The 21,844-nt window shown below is 49.3% G+C and carries 19 protein-coding genes; 17 read left to right on the top strand and 2 right to left on the bottom strand.

Going from position 1 to position 21,844, the window contains the following annotated elements; all coding sequences use genetic code 11:
* The 10 genes from SU32_RS14290 to SU32_RS14245 form a co-directional block, all read left to right on the top strand.
* Positions 1-788: CPBP family intramembrane glutamic endopeptidase (locus tag SU32_RS14290; protein WP_054000053.1), on the top strand; the 788-nt coding region annotated here is incomplete at its 5' end.
* A gap of 362 nt (positions 789-1,150) precedes the next feature.
* Positions 1,151-2,170: a substrate-binding domain-containing protein gene (locus tag SU32_RS14285; protein ID WP_054000052.1), complete on the top strand. Its 1,020-nt coding sequence runs from the start codon at positions 1,151-1,153 to the stop codon at positions 2,168-2,170.
* Between the two features lie 78 nt (positions 2,171-2,248).
* On the top strand, positions 2,249-3,778 hold the full coding sequence (locus SU32_RS14280; RefSeq protein WP_425394281.1) for a sugar ABC transporter ATP-binding protein: 1,530 nt from the start codon (positions 2,249-2,251) through the stop codon (positions 3,776-3,778).
* Between the two features lie 66 nt (positions 3,779-3,844).
* Positions 3,845-4,783, top strand: a complete 939-nt coding sequence (locus SU32_RS14275; protein ID WP_082376779.1) for an ABC transporter permease — start codon at positions 3,845-3,847, stop codon at positions 4,781-4,783.
* A 17-nt stretch (positions 4,784-4,800) separates the two neighbouring features.
* Complete coding sequence (locus tag SU32_RS14270; protein ID WP_054000051.1) at positions 4,801-5,781, top strand: sugar-binding transcriptional regulator; 981 nt, start codon at positions 4,801-4,803, stop codon at positions 5,779-5,781.
* Positions 5,771-6,766, top strand: a complete 996-nt coding sequence (locus SU32_RS14265) for an aldo/keto reductase (protein ID WP_054000050.1) — start codon at positions 5,771-5,773, stop codon at positions 6,764-6,766. The genes SU32_RS14270 and SU32_RS14265 overlap by 11 nt, the downstream gene beginning before the upstream one ends.
* Before the next feature lie 59 nt (positions 6,767-6,825).
* Positions 6,826-8,574 carry a glycerol-3-phosphate dehydrogenase/oxidase gene (locus tag SU32_RS14260; protein WP_054000049.1) on the top strand — a complete coding sequence of 583 codons (1,749 nt, stop codon included), beginning with the start codon at positions 6,826-6,828 and terminating at the stop codon, positions 8,572-8,574.
* Positions 8,547-9,389 (top strand): class I fructose-bisphosphate aldolase, encoded by an 843-nt coding sequence (locus SU32_RS14255; RefSeq protein WP_054000048.1) that lies wholly within the window; start codon positions 8,547-8,549, stop codon positions 9,387-9,389. The genes SU32_RS14260 and SU32_RS14255 overlap by 28 nt, the downstream gene beginning before the upstream one ends.
* Complete coding sequence (locus tag SU32_RS14250) at positions 9,343-10,881, top strand: FGGY-family carbohydrate kinase (RefSeq protein ID WP_082376776.1); 1,539 nt, start codon at positions 9,343-9,345, stop codon at positions 10,879-10,881. The genes SU32_RS14255 and SU32_RS14250 overlap by 47 nt, the downstream gene beginning before the upstream one ends.
* On the top strand, positions 10,878-12,488 hold the full coding sequence (locus SU32_RS14245; protein WP_054000047.1) for a GMC family oxidoreductase: 1,611 nt from the start codon (positions 10,878-10,880) through the stop codon (positions 12,486-12,488). The genes SU32_RS14250 and SU32_RS14245 overlap by 4 nt, the downstream gene beginning before the upstream one ends.
* A 49-nt stretch (positions 12,489-12,537) precedes the next feature.
* Here SU32_RS14245 and SU32_RS14240 read toward each other — a convergent pair whose 3' ends face one another.
* Together SU32_RS14240 and SU32_RS14235 are read right to left on the bottom strand one after the other, a co-directional pair.
* The gene (locus tag SU32_RS14240) at positions 12,538-13,416 is read right to left on the bottom strand and encodes a MurR/RpiR family transcriptional regulator (protein WP_082376773.1); all 879 of its coding nucleotides are present in this window, start codon (positions 13,414-13,416) and stop codon (positions 12,538-12,540) included.
* Positions 13,417-13,429: 13 nt separating this feature from the next.
* The gene (locus SU32_RS14235) at positions 13,430-13,822 is read right to left on the bottom strand and encodes a RidA family protein (protein WP_054000046.1); all 393 of its coding nucleotides are present in this window, start codon (positions 13,820-13,822) and stop codon (positions 13,430-13,432) included.
* A gap of 155 nt (positions 13,823-13,977) precedes the next feature.
* Between SU32_RS14235 and SU32_RS14230 the strand changes: the two genes are divergently transcribed.
* From SU32_RS14230 to SU32_RS14200, 7 genes are all read left to right on the top strand, one after another.
* On the top strand, positions 13,978-15,519 hold the full coding sequence (locus tag SU32_RS14230; protein WP_201454959.1) for an ABC transporter substrate-binding protein: 1,542 nt from the start codon (positions 13,978-13,980) through the stop codon (positions 15,517-15,519).
* 75 nt (positions 15,520-15,594) lie between these two features.
* On the top strand, positions 15,595-16,542 hold the full coding sequence (locus SU32_RS14225) for an ABC transporter permease (RefSeq protein ID WP_054000044.1): 948 nt from the start codon (positions 15,595-15,597) through the stop codon (positions 16,540-16,542).
* Entirely contained in the window at positions 16,539-17,390 is an 852-nt protein-coding gene (locus SU32_RS14220; RefSeq protein ID WP_054000043.1) for an ABC transporter permease, read from the top strand. Before SU32_RS14225 ends, SU32_RS14220 begins: the two co-directional genes overlap by 4 nt.
* A 1-nt stretch (position 17,391) precedes the next feature.
* Positions 17,392-18,366, top strand: coding sequence for an ABC transporter ATP-binding protein (locus SU32_RS14215; RefSeq protein ID WP_054000042.1), 975 nt, complete (start codon positions 17,392-17,394; stop codon positions 18,364-18,366).
* Positions 18,363-19,175, top strand: a complete 813-nt coding sequence (locus SU32_RS14210) for an ABC transporter ATP-binding protein (protein WP_054000041.1) — start codon at positions 18,363-18,365, stop codon at positions 19,173-19,175. Before SU32_RS14215 ends, SU32_RS14210 begins: the two co-directional genes overlap by 4 nt.
* Complete coding sequence (locus SU32_RS14205; RefSeq protein ID WP_054000040.1) at positions 19,175-20,641, top strand: M81 family metallopeptidase; 1,467 nt, start codon at positions 19,175-19,177, stop codon at positions 20,639-20,641. The genes SU32_RS14210 and SU32_RS14205 overlap by 1 nt, the downstream gene beginning before the upstream one ends.
* Complete coding sequence (locus SU32_RS14200; protein ID WP_054000039.1) at positions 20,634-21,698, top strand: D-TA family PLP-dependent enzyme; 1,065 nt, start codon at positions 20,634-20,636, stop codon at positions 21,696-21,698. Before SU32_RS14205 ends, SU32_RS14200 begins: the two co-directional genes overlap by 8 nt.
* Positions 21,699-21,844 lie beyond the last annotated feature (146 nt).

Raw genomic sequence — 21,844 nt, 5'->3', positions numbered from 1 at the left:
CGGCAAACGGCGGCAAGCGCGTATTAATTTCCCTTGTGATCTTGATTTTGTGGATCGCAACCACGGTTCTACCGGGCAAATTGGCAAGTAGCGGGCCAACCGAATTGGTCGACACTGCTGCCGGCGGCGTTGCGTGGAGCATACTTGCTGCAAGTATCCTTCTTATTGCTGCCATATGGTGGTTTGGATGGCGAGACCTTAGGTTTGCCTCACCAAGAAAAAGCACGCTGAAAATTTTATGGTTGCCATGTCTGGTATTACTTGTTCCGTTAGCGCTGGTTTTCTTTCTAGGATTGCCGCCAATTTCACTGGTTGTACTGGTTCTTTTTAATTCTCTACTTGTCGGCTTTTCTGAAGAAACTATGTTTCGAGGGGTCCTGTTCAGAGCTCTCCGCGGACCTTTATCGATTTGGCCGGCAATCATCATTACCTCAATTGCATTCGGCTCTGTTCATATTTTGAACGGTTTTACGACGGGTGATTTTGGGGCCGCAACTATTCAAGCTGTTAGCGCTGCCTGCAGTGGCGTGTTGTTGATCGCTTTGTTGATACGTACGGGATCAATCTGGGTTCCTATAATTTACCATGCTCTATGGGATGCTCTTTTGTTTATTATGGCTGTTGCAGCTAGTGACAAAAAAACTGCCGAGCCAGCCGCCAGTACGGTCGAGACCGCAACTGGCCTTGGGCACATTGTAGTTCCATTGCTTCTCGTTATGCCGAACTTTCTTTTCGCGTTATGGTTGCTTCGCGACGTGCACACCAAAATTCACACCGAATATGAATGATTTCATTATCGTAACCTATGGACGTTAGAGCTCAAGGTGGGTGGTCAATCTCAAAGTTTGACTCCAAGTAATTGGCACGAACCTGATGCTGCCAGAACAAGCCCGCTTGTAGAAATAGCAAATGCCTGTGACCTGAAACAAGTTTACACTTGGCGCAAACGGGTACGCCATTTTAAGAGCTATGCAAAGATTGTGTGAAATAAATTTCACTAATAGAAAAATATATTAAATGGCTTGACTCGACGATTGTATTGATGTGTATAGGCGCTATCGCAATAAATTGCGGCGCGTGATATATGTTGCAAATGGAGGTTTGCGTCACGCGATGATTTGGCTTTGTTGCCACTTTTGGGAGGAAGAGAATGAGACCATTTAGAATTTTAGGCGCAGTCACATTTGCGGCGATGTCAGCGACATCGTTGAGCGCGACAACAGCATCTGCAGAAGGCGGGCTGAAATGTGAGAGCGGCGAAACTTATATTATGAACGTTATGGTATCCAGCCATCCATACTGGGTTCCTGTGTATCAGGGGTTTAAGCAAGCGGCAGAGGCGTTTGGCTGTGAAACTGTTTTTTCCGGCACGCCCGACTATGACATCACGAAACAAATTGCTTCGTTCGAACAGGACTTGGTCAAGCAGCCTTCAGGTATTTTGCTTCACCCGATGCAGTCTGATCCGTTTATTGAGCCGATCAACCGTGCGATTGAAGATGGTACCGAAGTCGTAACTTTTGCTGCGGATTCACCAAAGTCCAACCGTACGGCCTATATTACTTCTGACAATCTTGCCGAGGCGAAATTTGCCGCAGAAGAAATTGTCAAGCAGATTGGTGAGGACGGTGAATATGCGGTTCTGGAAAATCCGGGCCAATCCAATCATGATTTGAGGGTTACAGCGCTGGTCTCTTATATGGAAGAGAACTATCCTGAAATGAAGCTGGTGGGTCGTCAGGCGACAAACCAGGACAGCAATGCTGCATACCGCGCAACGGCTTCCATTGTGCAGGCCAACCCAAATCTTGGCGCCATTTGGATTCCCGAAGCGGGTTCCGCTGAAGGTGCGGTGGCGGCCATTTTGGAAGCTAAGGCTGATGTGCTTATCATGCACGCGGATATCACGCCGGCAACGTTGGAACACATCAAGGCAGGCAATATTCACATGGCGCTCAATCCCAATCAGGGCATGCAGGGCTTTATGGGTTTCATGGCGGTATTTCTTGCAGCCAACAGCGAGGTTTTCGACCCGTTCAATGACTATAAAGTGTCCGGCTTCAATCCGATGCAAATTCCGTACATGGACAACGGTTTTGCCGTGATCACAAAAGAGAACGCCGATAGCTTTGACTTAAACACATATATGGAAGGGCGCGATCCGAGTTAATCGGCCTTTATAACAATGGGGGCGGCGCAAAATATTTCACCGCCGCTCCCGATCATTCTTCATGCAATGTTGGTTAAAATGATGACTGAAGCGTCACTGCTAAAACTTTCCAATATATCAAAATCGTTCGGTCCGATTCATGCGTTGACACAGGTCGATTTTGAGCTTCGCAAAGGTGAAATTCATGCCTTGGCTGGAGAGAATGGTGCTGGAAAATCAACATTGATGAACATTATCGACGGAATCTTGCAACCAGACGAGGGTGAAATTCTGATTGATGGCGTTCCGCAAAAAATTACATCGCCCACCAAAGCGCAGGAGTTGGGCATAGGTTTTGTCCATCAGGAAATCGCTCTTTGCCCAGACATTAGTGTTGCCGAAAACATGTTTATGTCAGCAACCAATGTAAGCCGGTCATTTTTGATGGATTACAATGCGCTGCACCAGAAAGCGGCAAAAGTTTTGAGCCAGCTCTGTGATATTGATGCGTCGGCCCGCGCCGGTGATCTGTCGATATCAAACCAGCAACTGGTGGAGATTGCCAAAGCACTAACGCTTGATTGCCGTATTCTGATTTTGGACGAGCCGACAGCAGCGCTCACTGAAAATGAAGCACAGAAGCTCTTTAAAATCATGCGCCGACTGGCGGATCAGGGCATTGCGATCATTTATATCTCACACAGAATGGTGGAGATTTTTGACAATTGCGACCGCGTGAGCGTTTTCCGCGATGGGAAATATATTACGACCCGGCAAGTGGCTGAAATCCAGCCGGGCGATGTTGTCAACGCAATGGTTGGCCGTGTTCTGGATACGATTTATCCGGACAAATCCAAGTCTGTTTCGGAGAGCAACGAAACAATTCTACAGGTGCGTAACCTGAGCGATGGCAAGCGCTTTCAGGATGTCAGCTTTGAATTAAAACGCGGCGAGATATTGGGCGTTGGCGGCTTGATCGGGTCAGGGCGCAGTGAAATCGCCAAAGGTATTTGCCGGCTGGAAACCGATGTGACAGGCGAAACTTCGGTGAACGGGCAGCCGTTTAATCCTGCCGATTATAAGCAAAGCATTAATGCGGGTGTTGTCTATCTTTCCGAAGACCGTAAAGGTGATGGCATCTTTCTTGATATGTCCATTGCTTCGAATGTTTCAGCGCTCAGCTTGTCACAGGTGTCCACTTCCGCCGGACTTTTGTCGCATGCAAAAGAGGAGGGGCAGGCCGGTAGGCTTGGAAAGCAACTCAATTTGAAATGCGGCAATCTGCACGATCCGGTGTCTTCATTATCCGGCGGAAACCAGCAGAAAGTGGCGATTGCAAAAATGCTCTCTGTTGAGCCCAAACTCATCTTTCTGGATGAGCCGACACGCGGTGTCGATGTCGGTGCAAAAATGGAAATTTACCGCATTTTGCGTGACCTTGCCGATAAGGGTGTCGGCATTGTGGTTATTTCTTCAGAATTGCCGGAGCTCATCGGGCTATGCGACCGCGTCATGGTTGTACGTGAAGGCACAATCAGCGGGCAGGTTAGCGGCGCGGATATGACTGAAAACAATATTATGCATTTGGCATCGGTGACTGTGTCTCCTGCCCATGAGACGCGACATTAAAGGACATATATTGTGAATACAATTAGCACACAGTACGAAGCAAAAGGCAGCAAGGACGGGACGTTGATGCGTCTCTTCAAGATGCGTGAAACCAGCTTGATCGCAATCATTTTGCTCCTGTTCATCGTGATGTCATTCGCATCGCCATATTTCCTGACATGGGTGAATTTACGCGCGATGGTCATGGCCTTTGCTGTTGAGGGCATCGTTGTTATCGGCATGACAATTCTGCTGATCTCCGGCGGTATTGACCTGTCTGTCGGCTCTGTCACGGCACTGGCAATGGTGGTTGCAGGTTGGCTGTTTCTTGGTGGTATGGATCCTTGGCTTGCGTCGGGACTGGCAATCCTTGTCTGTACGCTTATCGGGGCCATTATGGGATTCTTTGTCACAAAGGTCGGTCTGCACCATTTCATTGTTTCGCTGGCCGTTATGGTGATCGCGCGTGGCATATGTCTTCTTGCAACAGGCGGGCGGCCTTTAGGGTTGTTTACACTGCCGCCCGAGTTCAAATTTATTGGTCAGGGTTCAATCGGTCCGATACCGCTGATCATTATCATTTTTCTGGTTTCGGTTATTTGCTTCGATTTCATGCTGCGTAAAACGACTTTGTTCCGGAAAGTTTTTTACACCGGTAGCAACGAGCGCGCCGCTGCTTACTCCGGCATCCGTACGAAAAAAGTGGTGTTCATGACCACTACACTTTGCTCGGCATTGTGCGGATTTGCCGGTATCATTTACATGGCCCGTTTTGGATCGGCACAGCCTACATTCGGCATCGGTATGGAGCTGAATGTTATCGCAGCTGCTGTCATCGGAGGCGCGAGCCTGTCGGGCGGTACCGGCACAATTTTCGGAGCGATACTGGGTGTCATCTTGCTGTCAGTCGTCTCCAGTTCTTTGGCGCTGTTGGACGTCTCTGTTTACTGGCAGGACATTATCCGCGGTTCAATTTTGCTCGCGGCCGTGTCAATTGATCACTACTTAAACAAGCGGCGCGGCTAGGCGGGAAAGATTGTTCAATGACTGATATGATCGCAAATTATGAACTGGTCAGACAGATACATACGGTGCTTGTGCTGCACTTTATGGAGGGTCTGAAGCAATCTGAGATTGCCAGCAGGTTGAATTTATCCACGTCCAAGGTCAATCGCCTTATTGCTCAAGGCCGGAAGATGGGCATGGTGAAAATCGACATACAATCCGTGTTCCAGGATCTGGTCGATCATGAAAACGCGCTGGTTGATGCAACCTCTCTGTCTAACGCTGTTATCACGCCGACAGTATCCGGCAATCCGGATACCACTTTACAGCAGGTTGGGCGCGCAGCGGCAAATCTTCTGGCTCAAACCGTACGCAATGGCGATGTTATTGCGATCACCGGCGGTAAGGCAATCAGCGCTGTTGTTGATAATCTCAGTGTTGAAATGAGTATGGATGTCACCGTCGTTCCGCTGACTGGCGGTGTGCAGGGAAAGTACTTCACGGATGTGAACCATCTTGCAACGCAAATGGCAGAAAAGCTGGGCGGCAAAGCAATGCTGGTTCATGCGCCGCTTTTTGCAGAGAGCACATCGCAGCGCGACATGTTGCGCCAAGTTTCGTCGGTTCGTGAAGTGTTCGACCTTGCCCGAAAAGCCAATGTTGCCCTCGTTGGCGTCGGCTCGATAGATGCGCCGGGTTCCAGCTATTACGATTTAAATCCGGTTCCGGAAGCGGACCGCAAAATGCTGGTCGATATGGGGGTCGTCGGAGAATTTCTCGCCCACCTTATTCACGACAACGGTTCTATAGCCAACTACGCGCTAAACAACCGCCTTGTCGCTTTAAATCCGTCAGAATTGGCAGAGTGCGGGCGCGTTATCGGGGTGGCAACCGGTCAGGAAAAAGCAAGACCGATCAAGGCAACTCTTGCCGGAGATTATCTGGATACGATCGTCTTGGATGAAGAAACCGCACTTTCAGTACTCAATAAACAGGAGAAATCCAGCTATGTCGCATAATATGCTAACCCGGCCGATTGGTAAAAGCGGTATCAACGCTTCCGCGATAGGTCTGGGCACTTGGGCAATAGGTGGCTGGATGTGGGGCGGGACCGATGAGGCCCGTTCGATCGAGACAATCCACGCATCAATTGATGAAGGTGTCAGCTTGATTGATACCGCACCAGCTTATGGACAGGGGCTGGCGGAGGAAATCGTTGGCAAGGCAATCAAAGACAAACGCGAAAAGGTTGTTTTGGCCACCAAATGCGGGCTGGTCTGGCACACGCAACAGGGTAATCATTTCTTTGATTATGAAGGTGCGCCTGTTCATCGATATTTGGGTAAGGATTCAATTATCCATGAAGTTGAAGAGAGCCTTAAACGCTTAGGCACTGATTATATCGATCATTATATTACGCACTGGCAGGACCCTACCACACCGGTTGACGAAACGATGGAGGCTCTCGAAGTGCTGAAGTCGTCCGGTAAAATCCGGTCTATCGGTGCCAGCAATACATCTGCCCAAGACATCAAGGCTTATTTGAATGCCGGTTCATTGGACGCCATTCAGGAAGAATATAGCATGGTCAAGCGCGATATAGAGCAGTCGCTGCTGCCCGTTGCGCGTGAAAACAATGTTTCGGTGCTGAGCTATTCGTCACTGGCATTGGGTATTCTTTCCGGCAAAATGACCGTCGACAGAACCTTTGATGGCGATGACCAACGCAAGGATAATCCGCGCTTTTCCAAAGCAAACAGGTTGAAGGTCCAACATTTGATGGAGGCAATTAAGCCTGTTGCCGACCAACATGATGTGACGCTGGCCCAGACGGTTATCGCTTGGACGCTACAGCAACCCGGCATAACATTTTCACTATGCGGTGCCCGAACGGCAGAGCAGGCGCGCGAAAATGCCAAAGCCGGACGCATTCAGTTGTCGCCGGATGATGTCGCTCTGATTGATGGGGCAGCCCGTAAACATCTGACTGATCTGGACGGATAACCCGTCGTAAATTTTGTAATTCATTGGCACTGAGGTCCGCTTCAGTGAACGGAGAACCTATGTCTGCTCAAAGAGAAGACATTATAGAAGCGATATCGCATGACCCCGACTTTGATGTCATTGTCGTTGGCGGTGGAATTAACGGTATTGGTGTATATCGTGATCTTGCCTTGCAGGGGCTTCGTGTTCTTCTGGTGGAGCGCAAAGACTATTGTTCCGGATGCAGCGCTGCGCCTTCCAGAATGATACATGGCGGTTTGCGTTACCTTGAAAATGGTGAGTTTGGACTGGTCAGGGAATCCCTTGCCGAGCGTGATGGGCTGTTACGCAATGCACCTCACTTTGTTCAACCTTTGCCGACTACCATACCGATCGTTTCATTGTTCTCGGGTAGCTTGAATGCTGTTGCTTCTTTTTTAAGATACACGGACAAACCCGCTAATCGCGGTGCTATGCCGATCAAGTTTGGCTTATCCCTATATGATTGGATCACCCGCAAAGATCGCACACTGCCTAAACACCGTTTCCGTTCTGCCAAAGCGACGCGTAAATTATGGCCCGCTTTAATGGCCGGCTTGCGCTATTCAGCGACTTATTATGATGCTTGGATTAGTCACCCCGAACGGTTGGGCCTTGAACTGATAATCGACACGATGGCGCAAAATCCGCGCTGTGCTGCCTTAAACTATGCGACGTTGGAACGAAAAGGCAGCGAGTATTTTCTAAGCGATCATCAAACGGGGCGTGAATATTCGGTTCGTACGAAAACCATTGTCAATGCAACGGGCGCTTGGCTGGATGAATCTCTTGGAGCGCTGACGGCTGACAAAAAGCCATTGGAAAAACTGGTTTCCGGCACAAAGGGTTCTCATCTGATCCTTGAAAATAAAGCGCTGCTTGAAGCGCTGAACGGTCATATGATGTTTTATGAAAACAGGGATGGTCGGGTTTGCATAGTATTCCCTTATTTGGGAAAGGTGCTGGCCGGCTCGACTGATATACGTGTTGAAAATGCCTCACGCGTTAAATGTGAAGAGCATGAGCGCGACTACATTCTCTCATCCTTAAGCCTGCTGTTTCCTGAAATAGAGATTGCATCGGAGCAAATCGTTTTCAGCTATAGCGGTATTCGGCCTTTACCGCGCAGCGATCATAATTTTACAGGGCGCATATCGCGGGGCCATTTCACAAAGCGTATAGGATCAGACGTGCCGCAATTCTGTATGGTCGGCGGCAAATGGACGACATTTCGTGCCTTTGCAGAGCAAACCACGGACGAGGTTTTAAAAGAGCTTGGCCATGACAGAAGCAAACACACAAGCACAATGCCAATAGGCGGCGGCCGGAATTTTCCGGAAAATGCTGAAACACTGATCGATGAGATCATCCAAAACTATTCAGTTGGACCGGAACGCGCTGCACATCTTGCCCGACTTTACGGAACACGCGCGCATGATGTTCAGGCATATTGCGAGGCGCGCGGGGATGACCGTCCAATTGTTTCGGGCAGTTCCTATACGGCCGGAGAGATCGCGTTTTTGGTCGCCAATGAGTTTGTCACATCACTGTCAGACATTGTTTTAAGGCGAACCGACTTGGCCATTACCGGCCAATTGTCATCGCAAATGATTGACACAATCTGCCAAATCACCAGCAAAATGAACAACTGGAGCGCGGCAAAAGCGCGGCAAGAAAAGCAAACTCTGATTGCTGAGCTGCAAAACTTTTACGGCGTGTCTGAGGACATGCTTGAAACACGAAATCACATAAGGAGCGATCAATGCGACCAAACACAAAAGCCCGTATGAACCGACTTTTCACCAATGGAGGTTGTCTTGATGTGGCCATTGATCATGGGGTCTGCAACGAGCCAAGTTTCATGGTCGGGCTGGAAGATATGCCCACGGTTATGGACACTTTGATCAAAGCCGGACCGGATGCGATACAATGTGCATACGGACAGGCAGATTTACTGCAAAGCCGTCCGGAAAAAGACAAGCCGGCACTGGTGATGCGTATTGACATGGGCAACCCTTATAACGACCGGCGCCATCGTGTGATGTGGTCCCAATTGCAAAATTATGACGAACCGATCATTGGCGCGTTGGAGATGGACGCGGCGGCTGTCGTGGTAAATCTTTTCATGTTGCCCGATGAGCCAGAGCTTTTCCGCCAATGTGTGGAAAATATCAGTCGTGTGCGCGCGGCCTGCCAAAAATACGGCATGCCTTTGATGATTGAACCGCTGGTGATGCTGCCAAATGATGTACGTGGTGGATATCAGGTTGATGGCGATGCGGAGAAAATTGTGACCCTTACCCGGCTAGCCAGCGAGATGGGCGCGGACATCATCAAGGCAGACCCGACAGAAAATGCGGAAGATTTTCACCGCGTTGTGGAAGCGGCACGGGTGCCGGTTCTTGTTCGCGGCGGCGGCAAGGAAGATCTTAAAGCTGTTCTGGAAAAATCAGCGGCGATTATCGCACAAGGCGCAAAAGGTATGGTTTACGGACGTAACATCTACCAACATGATAACCCGAAAGCGGTTGTCAGTGCGTTGATGGCAATTATTCACAATGCGGCGTCCGGTGAAGAAGCTTGGGAAATTTATAATCGTGGCTGAGTCCAAACAATATTTACTGGGTCTGGATGCCGGCAATACCGTTATCAAAGCGGTGCTGTTTGACCTTCAAGGCAAACAGATCGCCAAACATGCGCTTGACGGAAAATCATCCTCTCCGCAGGCAGGACATGTTGAGCGTGATCTCAACGAGCTGTGGGCCAATGCCCAGGAAGCAATACAAAACTGTATTGCGAAAGCAGGCATTGAGGCTTCTCAAATTGTTGGTGTGGGCTGCGCCGGTCACGGCAATGGTCTTTATCTTTTGGACAAGAATGATCAACCGCTGGTCGGTATTCAATCGCTTGATACACGTGCGGCAGAGATGGCCCGAAAACTGCGTGACCGGCACGGCGAGCGTTTTCATCAGTTATGTCTGCAGAAACCCTGGCCGTCACAAACGCCGACATTGCTTGCGTGGGTCAAACACCACCGGCCGGATTTATACGAGCAAACCGGCACAGTGATGCTGTGCAAGGACTTTATCACATTCAGCCTCACAGGTGAGCGTGTGTCTGATTATTCCGACATGTCCGGTTGTGGTCTGACGCGTATGCCGGACTGTGTTTACGACGATGAGCTTTTGGCGCTTTATGGCCTAGCCGATGCGCGCGAAATGCTGCCGCGTCTCGCCGATCCTGCGGAAATTGTCGGAACGGTCACACCGGCAGCAGCGAAAGCAACAGGCCTTTGCGAAGGCACGCCTGTCATAGCGGGCTATTTTGATGTTGTGTCGAGCGCCATGGGATCGGGTGTTGTGTCCGCGGGAGAAGCATCGATCATTGTGGGCACATGGGGCATCAATCAGGTTTTCTCCAGTAAGCCGGTCAATGACGAAACCGTATTTATGGTTGCGGGGTTTGGAGAAAACCGGTTTGTAAATATTGAGTCCAGCGCGACATCTGCCGCAAATCTTGAGTGGTATGTTCGCGAATTTGTCGAGCGTGGCCACCATCATGATGATCCTTTCGGCTTTTGTAATGACCGTTTGGGTCAGACAACTGCCGGAATTGATGATCCATTCTTCCTTCCATTTCTTTATGGTTCTGGGCAGGCACCCAATAGCCGTGCGGGGTTTCTCGGGCTTGCCGGTTGGCACAACGAGGGACACGTTTTGCGAGCCTTGTTTGAAGGCGTCATGTTCGAGCACCGTCGCCATATATCCGTTCTAAGAAAAGCAGGGTTGGTCTTTGAAAGAGCCGTTCTATCCGGCGGCGGATCGCGCAGTCCGCACTGGCCGCAAATGTTTGCAGATGGTCTTAATCTGCCGGTCATGGTGTCCAAAACGTCAGAAACAGGGGCATTGGGCGCGGCAATTGGCGCTGGATGCGGTGTTGGTCTTTTTGCAGATTATGAGACTGCAATTGCGGCAATGACCGAGCCTGACCGTGAATACCACCCGGATAAAGATCATGTTCAGCTATATGACAAACGTTATCAGTTGTGGCAGGAATTGGCGGGGACCGTTCAAGACTTTTGGAGCAGACTTAAATGAACACCGCAAAAGCGCTTGACGGAAATTATGATTACATAATCGTAGGCGGCGGAACAGCTGGCTGTGTTCTTGCCAACCGTCTAAGCGAAAACCCCAAAACTCGTGTGCTTTTGTTGGAGGCTGGGGGTAAGGACAATTACCATTGGGTCAAAATTCCGGTCGGCTATCTGTATTGCATCGGCAATCCGCGCACAGACTGGATGATGAAGACAGCAAATGAACCGGGCTTGAACGGACGTAGTCTTGTTTATCCGCGTGGCAAAATCCTTGGCGGGTGCTCGTCCGTTAATGGCATGATCTATATGCGCGGGCAGGCGGCAGACTATGATAATTGGCGTCAACTGGGCAATGTTGGCTGGTCATGGGACGACGTCTTGCCTTACTTCCTGAAATCGGAAGATCATTATGAAATTAATGACGCTATGCACCGTCAGGGCGGCGAGTGGAAGGTTTCCAAGCAGCGGTTGAAATGGAAAATTCTCGAAGCTGTTCAGGAAGGTGCCAAAGAATTCGGCATTGAGCCGCGCGCAGATTTTAATGACGGAAACAATGAAGGCTCCGGTTTTTTTCAAGTAAACCAAAACAAAGGTGTGCGCTGGAGTGCGGCGACTGGATTTTTAAAGCCTGCTCTCAATCGACCTAATTTAAGAGTGCTAACCGGCGCGCATACCGAGAAAATAATATTTGAAAACAAGCGTGCAAGTGCCGTTTCATTTACACATCAAGGCAAGTCAGTTGTAGCGCATGCAAATGCCGAGATTTTATTGGCCGCAGGCGCAATCAATTCGCCGAAAATATTAGAGCTGTCCGGTGTTGGGCAACCTGATCGTATAAGCGAATTAGGAATTCAGCCAATCCACGAAATTTCAGGCGTTGGTGAGAACCTTCAGGATCACTTGCAAATTCGCACAGTGTACAAGGTCCGCAACGCCAAAACGCTCAATACAATTGCCAATTCGCCTGTTGGCAAAATGGTTATGGGGCTTGAATATTTGACTAAGCGAAGTGGACCGCTATCCATGGCGCCCAGCCAGTTTGGCATGTTCACCAAGTCAGACCCGTCAAAAGAAACACCTGATTTAGAGTACCACGTTCAGCCGCTTTCCACCGACAAGCTCGGTGATCCGCTGCATTGTTTTCCGGCAATTACGATGTCGGTATGCAATTTGCGACCAGAAAGTACCGGCAGTTGTCATATTTCAACGCGCGACAGCGATTGTCAGCCTAATATAAAATTAAACTACCTGTCAGCCGATGCCGACAAACATGTTGCTGTCGCTTCTATTAAACAGGCCCGTCAGATCATGACGGCTAAAGCTCTAAAAATGTATCAGCCTGAAGAAATTTTGCCCGGCCCTGCAATAAGTGACGACGCCGATTTGCTGGAGGCCGCAGGCAATATTGCAACCACGATTTTTCACCCCGTTGGAACATGCAAAATGGGAACAGATAAAAACGCCGTTGTGGGCGCAGATTTACGCGTTCACGGTGTTGACGGTTTGAGGGTCGTGGATGCGTCAATTATGCCAAAGATCGTATCGGGCAATACCGCTTCACCGGTGGTGATGATTGCTGAAAAAGCCGCTGATATGATTTTGCGCCAGTGAAGACGGACTGAGGCACACAGGTAGTTTAGAAAGCTTGCGATAGTCCAACCTAGTCACCGATAGGCGTGGGGCCGACATCTTTGGACAGAGAAACCAACGATGTTCTAATTCTTCGAAGATACTCTTTGACAGGCTCCGGCCGTTTTCGTGCAACGCCTGATGCCAGCACGTCAACAATCGCTGCAAATACGAGTCTTGATGCACTTGGTTTGTAAATATCCTGATCTTCGGGGATATCGATTTCTATGGATATGTCCGTTGCTTTTGAGAGTTTTGATTTAGCCCGTGTAAGGCTGATTGTCTGTGCGCCATATTGTTTGGCAATGGCCACACTATCGAGTAGTTCAACCGGCGTGCCGCTGGATGATATGGCAAAAACGACATCGCCTTCTTTCAAAGTCGATGCCAGCATGCGTTGAAAATAGCCGTCTGCATGGGCTTCGGATGGCACACCCAGTCTGAAAAACCGGTTCGCACCTTCGCGCGCAATGTTTGACGACCCGCCACCAACGCCGAAAAATACAATGCGCTTTGCCTCTGCCAAAATATCAATCGATGCTTTTAACGCATCAGCATCAAGTTGTGACCGGGCTATGTTAAGTGTGTCGACCAGCGTGCCGAATACTTGCGAAACAAGCTGGTCTGAAATGGACTCATCGCCATGGCTGTTGCCCATATATTGAAGTCCGACAGCAACACTTTGAGCAAGGTTGATTTTAAAATCCTTGAAGCCGTCGCAGCCGATAGTCTGGCAAAATCGGCTCACTGTTGCATCGGACACATCGGCAGCGCGCGCAATTTCATTCTGGCTTTGATAGGCAACAATCTCGACATTGGCGATTATGTAATCCGCAACGCGCTGCTCACGCTTGGGGAATTGCCCGTCCAGCTTTCTCAATTGCGAGATTATGTCGATGACCTTGTTCACTGCTTGCGGCTTCCTATTCAGGTTTATAAGCAATCACGTCAATTTCTACCTTGGCGTCAACCATTAATGCGGATTGAACTGTGGATCGTGCTGGCGGGTGGTCAATAAAATATTCTTTAAAGACGCCGTTAAAGCTCGAAAAGTCACGTGGATCATCAAGCCAGACATTCACTTTGATCACGCTTTCAAGCCCGCAATCCGCCAGCTCCAAAACTTCAATGATGTTATCCATTACTTTTCGGGTTTGAGGCACAATGCCGCCGTCAATAATTTCCCCGGCCTCGGCAGGAACCTGTCCCGACACATAAATAAAATCTCCGGCTCTTACCGCCTTGGCAAAAGGGCGCGGCGTTCCGCCCGCTGCGGCATCGGCTGTTTCGTAGCGGACAATCTTAGATTTTTTCATAATACCCTCTAAAATGTAAGAAACTTTCTTATTGGTGCCACAAACTATACTTTTTGAAAAGAGTCCATTGACATTTTCCAGTATTTTTGAAAAAAACTTTCACAATGTCCGGAATCGCAGTTGTGTGGAAACGGCATATCAAGGGAGGATTTATAATGAAACTATCACGTGCAATAAGATCATTTGCGTTGGCGACCGCGCTCACAACACTATCAACATCTGTGTGGGCGGAAGGTGTGTTGCGCTATGCCACTGTTGGCGAACCGCCAAGCTTGGACCAGCAGGTAATTACGTCTGATCTGACCACGACAATTGCTCATCATATCTTTGAGGGGCTTTATACATTTGACGCATCCAATGCGCCTGTGCCGCTTTTGGCCTCCGGTGAAACCGTTTCGGAAGATGGAAAGACAATCGTCATTTCGCTCAGGCAGGGTGTGAAGTTTCATAATGGTGAGGAAATGACATCGGCAGATGTGCTGGCGTCTCTAAAGCGTTGGGGAGAATTCGGTTCTCGTGGTTCGCTGCTGTTTGATCATGTGGAAAGCGTGGAAGCGACAGGCGATTACGAAATTACGCTCAATCTTAAAGAGCCGTTCGGTCCCTGGAAAAACCTGATGGCGTTCATCAATGGTGGTCCGGCTATATATCCGGCATCGGTCATGGATGGCGCGACCAAAGAGCCGATTTCCCCTGATAATTACATCGGCACCGGTCCTTATAAATTTGGAAGCTGGGATCCGAACCGGAAAATCGAACTCGTGCGCTTTGACGATTATGTATCGCCGGAAGGCGAAGCTGACGGATATGGCGGTAAGCGTGTTGCGGAGTTCGATGCTCTGAACTTCCTGCCAGTGCCCGATGCCGGTACGCGCATCGCCGGACTTCGCGCTGGTGACTATGATTATGCTGAAAGCATCCCGGGTGATCTTTATGCTGAATTGGATGCCGATGAGAATGTGACGACTATCCTCAATGGCGGCCCGATTTTCGGTTTGGTATTCATGAACTCCAAAGTAGGCCCGCTTAAAGAGAATTTTGCTTTGCGTCGCGCCATCCAGTCAGCATTAAACAAAACACCGGCATTGCAGGTGGCTATCGGGCCGGAAGGCTTGTGGCGTGCAAATGGCTCATTCGCGCCGGAAGGCAATGTTTGGTATTCGGAGTCAGGCACAGAGAATTTTAGTGCGGGTAAAACCGAAGAAGCAAAGTCGGCGGCTGCCGAATCTGGTTATAATGGCGAGCCGATTAAGTTTATGGTCTCGACAAATTACCCGTTCCATTATGACACGGCGATTGTTTACACGAAGCAATTGGCACAAGCCGGTTTCAATATCGATCTTCAGGTTTATGACTGGGCGACATTGATCGAAAAACGTGCACAGCCTGATCAATGGGATATGTTCTTTACCCACCATGGGTTCGTACCGGATCCAATCTTGATCTCAGTTATGAATGATACCTATCCGGGCTGGTGGGCAACACCTGAAAAGCAGGAGTTGAAAAACCGCTTCACGGCGTCTTCCGATGAAGCTGAACGCCAGGAAATCTGGAGCGAAATTCAGGCTTTGATTTATGAGCAAGTCCCAACCATGAAAACAGGCGATGTTTATACCTACAATATTGCTTCGCCTAAATTGCAGGGAATGGGCGAGGCGACTCTTATCTGGCCTAGCTTCTGGAATGTCTCCAAATAAGCATAATGTGCAATGTCCGCCGTCTTTGGGCGGCGGACGATAGTACATTGAATTTTGCAAGCGACTGGAACCGCCATGTTAGCGTATACAGCAAAACGCCTTTTGACACTTATCCCGACATTGTTAGCGGCATCTGCTCTCGTGTTTTTATTCGTCCATTTAATACCGGGCGATCCTGCTTCCATTCTTTTGGGAGACACAGCCACGGCAGAAGAAGTGGCGCAGCTAACACGTGAAATGGGATTGGATCAACCGCTTTGGGTTCAGTATTTTGTGTGGCTGGGTAATGTCTTGCAGGGCGATCTGGGAACATCTGTCTTTTTCAAGACACCGGTTTTGTCAGTGATTGCCGCAGGCGCCGAAACATCAATATTGCTGGCATGTATGACAATGGTCTGGATTGTTCTAATCGGTGTGCCGATCGGTGTATTGTCCGCTACAATGCATGGCAAATGGGTTGATCAGGTTACATCAGGCGGCGCAATGCTTGCCGCTTCCATACCGACATTTTGGCTGGGCCTATATCTTATCTTTATTTTTTCCGTTGGTTTGGGCTGGTTTCCAAGCTCGGGTTTTCCATCTCTTTCCGATGATGGTGGTCTGGCCAATTTACGCTATCTGGTTTTGCCAAGTCTGACTTTGGCTGCGCCTAATGCAGCTTTGATCATTCGGCTTGTACGGGCTTCCATGTTGGATGTCGCGCGAGAAGATCATGTGCGCACAGCACGCGCAAAAGGTTTGCACCCGGCTAATGTCGCGATCAAACATGTGTTTCGTAACGCATTGATTGCGGTTGCCGCAGCCTTTGGTTTTACCTTCGCGGCTTTGATATCAGAAGCTGTTGTCACTGAAACGGTTTTCTCCTTGCCGGGCATCGGAAGACTGGTTGTTCAATCCATTCTGCGCCGTGATTATCCGGTCATTCAGGGCGTCATTCTGGTGATTGTTGTTCTTTACATGGTGATCAACTTGCTGGTGGATCTTGCTTATGCCCGCCTCGACCCAAGGGTATCTTTGAAATGAGTGTTCTTAAACTTATGCCTTCCGCACTGGCAGGGCGCAAACTGGCAACAATCGGATTTCTGTGGCTTGTTCTCGTATTGCTGGCGGCAGTTTTTGCCGGTGTGATTGCGCCGTTTGATCCTTTGGAACTGGACCCGGTTAACCGGTTGGCGGAGCCGGGATGGCCGCACCTGTTCGGCACCGACCATTTCGGCCGGGATACGTTTTCACGTGCTTTATACGGCGCCAGAATGACGGTCATTATCGGTGTTGGTAGTGTTGTAGTGGCCCTGTTAAGTGGCGGTCTCATCGGCATGTTGTCGGCCTACTTTACCAAGCTTGGACACTTTCTGATGCGCGGTGTCGATGTGCTTATGGCGTTTCCCGCACTGTTGATGGCACTGGTTTTGATCACGCTTCTTGAGCGCAGTGTTGCCAATACAATCATTGTGATCGGTATTGTATATGCGACAACAACAGCGCGTATTCTTTACGGCATGACACTTAAGCTGAAAAATGAGGTGTTTGTTGACGCGGCGGTTTGCTCTGGTGCATCGCATCGTTCAATCCTGTTCAGACATATTTTGCCTAATCTTATTTCACCGCTTTTGGTGCAGGCGAGCTTTATCTTTGCTTTTGCTCAATTACAGGCTGCTGCTCTGGACTTTCTAGGTCTTGGTCTTCCGCCTGAAGTGCCAAGCTGGGGCAATATGCTTTCAGAAGAGCGGATTTATCTGACCCGTGCGCCTTGGCTTTTATTATACCCAGGGCTGCTGATTATCCTTTCTGTGTTCTCCATGAACCTCGTTGGCGACGCTTTGCGCGACAATATCGACCCGCGGTTCAAAGACGATATTTCGGGGGTCTGAAATGGCATTGCTTGAAGTAGAAAATCTGCACATTGCCGTTTCTGTAGGAGGCGTATTGCAACCTGTTGTGCGCGGTATTTCGTTCACGGTCGATGATAACGAAACGCTGGGCATCGTTGGTGAAAGTGGCTGCGGAAAAAGCATGACTTCATTGGCGATCATGGGGTTGCTTGAAGGCACACCTGTTCGCATCACAGATGGTTCCATCCGGTACGATGGAACAGAACTTTTGCAGCTTTCCTCAAAACAGCGCAGAGCGATTATGGGAAATCGCATGGCGATGATTTTCCAAGAGCCGATGACCAGTTTGAACCCGGTCTACCGGATTGGTGACCAGATTATAGAAAGCTTGCGCCAGCACAAATCCATTTCAAAAAAAGCGGCACGCGCCCGCGCCATTGAATTATTGGATCTCGTCCGTATTCCGAACCCATCCGAGCGCGTCGACAGCTTTCCGCATCAAATGTCCGGCGGTCAGCGTCAGCGGGTGATGATCGCTATGGCGCTCAGTTGCGACCCGAAACTATTGATTGCAGACGAACCGACCACTGCCCTTGATGTGACCGTTCAAAAAGAAGTGCTTGAGCTTATGTCTGATCTGCAGGAGCGCACAGGCACTGCGATTATAATAATTTCGCATGATCTTGGCGTGATTGCAGAGACCTGTGACAAGGTGTCGGTCATGTACCGTGGCAAGATTGTGGAAGCGGGTACGACAGAAAACCTGTTTGAGAGATTGGCGCACCCTTATACGCGCGGCCTATTGAACTCCATTCCGGTTGTCGACCATGATGTTGAGTGGCTTGAAGCGATACCGGGCCGTGTGCCGACGCTTGGAGAAGAATTAAGCGGTTGCGCGTTTCACCCGCGTTGTCCTATCGCCACTGGTTTATGTATAGCGAAGACGCCGGGCGATACATATATCGCCGGCAATCATGCTGTTAAATGCCACTATGCCGATCAGGTGGCGTCATGACAGAAGCAATATTGAGCATTCGTGATCTTAAAACACATTTTCAAACGCAAGCCGCCGGTTTTCTGGGCGAAAAGAAAGTCATAAAAGCCGTCGATGGCGTTTCATTTGATATCGCGCCGGGTGAAGTTTTAAGCCTTGTGGGGGAAAGCGGCTGTGGCAAGTCGACTGTCGGGCGAACACTAACGCATTTGGAAAAATCAACCGCTGGTCAAGCCTTGTTTGACGGGCAGGATATTCTGACCTTGAGTCCTGCTCAATTCAGACCGCTGCGCCGTGACATTCAAATGATCTTTCAGGATCCGTTTGCTTCGCTCAATCCGCGTTTAACAATCGAACAAACACTTGGCGAACCTTTGTTTATTCATGGGCTAGCAAAAAACTGGGCTGAAGCGCGGGTCTTGATTGCCGAGACTCTGGATTTGGTAGGCATGGCTCCTGAAGTCATGACGCGCCATCCGCATGAATTCTCCGGGGGGCAGCGCCAACGCATAGGTATCGCACGCGTAATGATCTTAAAGCCAAAGCTGGTGATCGCGGATGAAGCGGTATCGGCGCTGGACGTATCAATTCAAGCGCAGGTGTTGAACCTGATTAAAAAACTTCAGCGTGATAGCGGCATATCAATGTTGTTCATCAGCCATGATCTTGGCGTTGTGCGCCACATCAGTGATCGGGTGGCTGTAATGTACCAAGGAGAAATCGTTGAAATGGGCACAAAACATGAGATTTTTGAGAACCCGCAACACGCCTATACCCGTAAATTACTATCCGCCATTCCGCGAATAAAAACCCGTCAGGTAAATGCATAATGGCTCATCAAACACGTGTTTTTATTGCCTCGGTAGCAACTGAAACAAACACATTTTCACCGCTTCGTACCGATCTGCAGGATTTTAAAGACAGCTTTTATGCTGCTCCGGGCGCGCACCCTGTGACGCCTACTTTATGCAGCGCGGTTTTTCCGGCAGCCAAAGCGAAAGCAAAAGAGTTCAATTGGGAGATCATTGAAGGCACGGCCTCGTGGGCCGAGCCGGGCGGACTTGTCAATCAACAAACGTGGGAGTTTCTACGCGACCAATTGTTGGCCGAGCTGAAAGCGGCGATGCCTGTTGATATCGTTCTATTGGGGCTCCACGGAGCGATGGTGTCGCAGGACTGTCTGGATTGTGAAGGCGAATTGCTCAAAGCTGTGCGCGCTATGACCGGACCTGATGTCATCATTGGTGTGACTTTTGATCCGCATAGTCATTTGTCGTCGGATCGCGTGGAAAATGCCGATCTGATTACGGTTTTCAAAGAATTTCCCCACACGGATTTCGTTGATGTTGCAGAAGCTTTGGTTAAACTGGCGCATGAAACATCGACTGGCAAAATCAAACCTCAAATCAGTACATTTGACTGCAAGATGATCGAAATTTTGCCGACAAGCAGACAGCCGATGCGCGGATTTGTCGATAAAATTAAAGCCATGGAAGGAACAGATAATGTTCTGTCCGTTTCGGTCGTGCACGGTTTTATGGCCGGCAATGTTCCTGACTTGGGCTGCAAAATTATTGTCATAACCAATGATGACAAAGCGAACGGCGATGAACTGGCAAGCCGTCTTGGCGCTGAGCTGTTTTCCATGCGCGGCAAAACAAGACCGGAGTTTTTGGACATCTCAATCGCTTTTGAAAAAGCGGTGCACGCAACAGCAACACCGGTTGTAATCGCCGATGTATGGGACAATCCGGGCGGTGGTGTACCTGGAGATTCTACATTTATTCTGCGGTCTATGATGGACAACAAAGTCCGGAATGCTGCACTGGCATCGATATGGGATCCAATCGCTGTGCGCACATGTTTTTCAGCCGGCGAAGGCGCGCAATTGCGCCTGCGCTTTGGCGCAAAAATGTCTGAGTTTGCCGGCGATCCAATTGATGCGGATGTGATCGTTCGAAAAGTCAAGCGTAACGCTGTTCAAAGTTTTGGGCAAAGTATCGTCCCCATCGGTGACGCCGCCTGGATTGAGGTGGGCGGCGTGGACGTCATCCTAAACTCCGTACGCTCCCAGGTTTTTAATCCGGATATTTTTTCCAATATGGGTATAGACCCGAAAAAAAAAGCGCTTTTGGTTGTAAAATCCACCAACCATTTTCATGACGCGTTTTCACGCATTTCGCCAGAAATTCTATATGTTGCTATTGATGGTCCGTATCCGAACAATCCTGTAACCAATAATTATACAAATTTAGAGCGGCAGATTTGGCCGCGTGTAGAGAATCCTCATGGCTGATAAAATAGCTGAAATTGATACGCCTGCTTTTGTGGTTGATGAAGCAATTGCAAATCGAAACATCAAGCGGTTTCAGGAGTATTGTGAAAAGCAGGGTTTAGCGCTTCGGCCACACATCAAGACGCACAAAACTGTTCATTTTGCCAAAGTGCAAATGGATGCTGGAGCTGTCGGTATAACGTGTCAGAAAATCAGTGAGGCTGAAGTCATGGCTGACGCTGGTATCGATGACATCTTGATTACCTACAACATTGTCGGAGATGCAAAACTACAGCGTCTACGAATGTTGGCCGATCGCGTGAAAAAACTGTCTGTTACCGCTGATAGCGCTGCCGTTATTAAAGGTCTCAATGCTGCTTTTGAACATGCCGAAAATCCGCTCACTGTTCTGGTTGAATGTGATACGGGGGCAGGGCGCTGCGGTGTCCAGTCGCCTGATGAAGCGGCAGAGCTTGCGCTTCTAATTAAGAATACTCGAGGGTTAAAATTTGGTGGCTTGATGACCTATCCGGCTGTAGGCGGTCAGCCAAATGTCGCTGAATTTATGTGCGCTGCGGTTGATTTGCTGAAGGAAAAAGGAATCCTGTGCCCTGTGGTTTCTTCCGGTGGATCACCGGATATGTGGTCAGCCAAGACAGATGGTGTTGTAACGGAATACCGCATTGGCACCTATATTTATAATGACCGGTCTTTGGTCGAAAACGGTAGCTGTGACTGGGATGATTGTGCCGGACATGTGCTGGTGACAATCGTGAGCATGCCAGCAGAAGGCCGGGCAATTATAGATGCGGGATCAAAAGTTTTAACCTCCGATCTGCTGGGCTTTTCTGATTACGGGCATGTTGTCGAACGGCCAGACATCAAAATTGTAAGCCTTAGCGAAGAGCATGGAACACTTAATTACGATGCTGAAAAGTCGCTGGAGATTGGTCAAAAACTCAAAATTGTGCCGAACCATGTTTGCGTGGTTTCCAACATGTTTGACCGCATATGGCTTAGAAAAGAAAATGGTCGCCATGAAATGCTTACCATAGATGCCCGTGGGATGGTTCTGTGAGTATGCGAAATTAGGTTTCGATATCGACTGTTTCATAAATCGCGCCGATCATGCTGACATTCCCAAAAAATAAACATACTGGATAATCAAACTTAAACTTGAGTTTTTTTATCATGTATGCGAGTTGCGCTGCAAGGAAGCCAGAC

It is taken from the genome of Ahrensia marina (assembly GCF_001293565.1).
GTDB lineage: Bacteria > Pseudomonadota > Alphaproteobacteria > Rhizobiales > Rhizobiaceae > Ahrensia > Ahrensia marina.
This window is presented reverse-complemented; position numbering and strand designations above follow the sequence as displayed.